Annotated in this window: 1 protein-coding gene; it reads left to right on the top strand. The window is 71.1% G+C overall.

Translation table 11 applies throughout. From position 1 onward, the window contains the following. On the top strand, positions 1-1,403 hold a 1,403-nt coding region (locus ETQ85_RS25925), incomplete at both ends, for a non-ribosomal peptide synthetase (RefSeq protein ID WP_148581852.1).

The following is a 1,403-nucleotide window of genomic DNA, read 5'->3' as shown; positions in this document are numbered from 1 at the left end:
GCCCGCCCGGCCTCGCCGGCGCCGCCAGCCTGGCCTACGTGGTGTTCACCTCCGGCTCCACCGGCCGCCCCAAGGGCGTGATGGTCGAACAGCGCCAGCTCCTCAACCGCTTCGCCTGGATGTGGCGCGAATATCCCTTCGCCCCCGGCGACGTATCCGCCTGCAAAACCGCCCTCAACTTCGTCGATTCCCTGTGGGAACTCCTCGGCCCGCTGCTCCACGGCGTACCGAGCGTGCTGGTCCAGCGCGAGATGCTCCTTGAACCGCGGGCCTTCGTCGCCCTGCTGGGCGAATACCGGGTCACGCGCATGATGCTGGTGCCGTCCCTGATGCGCATGATGCTCGACGCCCACGACGACCTCGCCGCCCGCCTGCCGCTGCTGCGCGACTGGTGCATCGGCGGCGAACCGCTCACCGTCGAACTCGCCCGGCGCTTCGCCCGCGCCATGCCGGGCCGCCTGCTGCTCAACCTGTACGGCCTGTCCGAAGCCTTCGACGCCTGTTACTTCGACGCCGCTCAGCTCACCGATACCGACACCCTGGTGCCCATCGGCCGGCCGCTTGCCAACGTGCAGGCCTACGTCCTCGACGCCCACCGCCAGCCGGTGCCCGTCGGCGTGATCGGCGAACTCTACGTAGGCGGCGCCGGCCTGGCTCGCGGCTACCTCGGCCAGCCGGCCATGAGCGCCGAAAAATTCCTGCCCAACCCCTTCCGCGACACACCGGGTTCCCGCATCTACCGCACCGGCGACCTGGCCCGCCTGCGCCCGGACGGGCTCATCGACTACCTCGGACGCAGCGACCACCAGGTCAAGATCCGCGGCTTCCGCATCGAACCCGACGAAATCGCCAGCGTGCTGCGCAGCCACCCGGACATCGCCGCTGCCGTCGTCGTGGCCCGCCCCGACGACAGCGGCGAACTGGCCCTGGCCGCCTACTTCGTGGCCCGCGAAATCGCCCCCGCCATCGCCCCCCTGCAAGGCTGGCTGCGCGAACGCCTGCCCGACTACATGGTGCCGGCCAGCTACACCCCCCTCGCCGCGCTGCCGATGACCCCCAGCGGCAAGGTGGACCGTCTGTCGCTTCCGGCCCCCGACAAACGCAGCGCCGTGGCCAGCGCCTACGTGGCCCCGGCCGACGAGACCGAGCAGATCATCGCCCGCCTGTGGCAGGACGTCCTGCAGATCGAGCGCGTCGGCAGCCAGGACAACTTCTTCGACCTGGGCGGCACCTCGCTGCGCATGGTCCAGATCAACCGCCGCCTGTGCGACGCGCTGCAAAGGGCCATCCCGGTGCTGCAGATGTACCAGCACCCCACCGTCTCCAGCCTGGCCCGCTCCCTGGCCACCGACAGCAGCAGCGCCCCCGCCTCCAGCGCCGCCCAGACCGGGCGCGTGCGCGCC

Origin of the sequence: Zoogloea oleivorans, assembly GCF_008107625.1 — a bacterium.
Lineage (GTDB): Bacteria > Pseudomonadota > Gammaproteobacteria > Burkholderiales > Rhodocyclaceae > Zoogloea > Zoogloea oleivorans.
The sequence above is the reverse complement of the archived record's forward strand: the minus strand, read 5'-3'. Positions and strand labels throughout refer to the sequence as shown.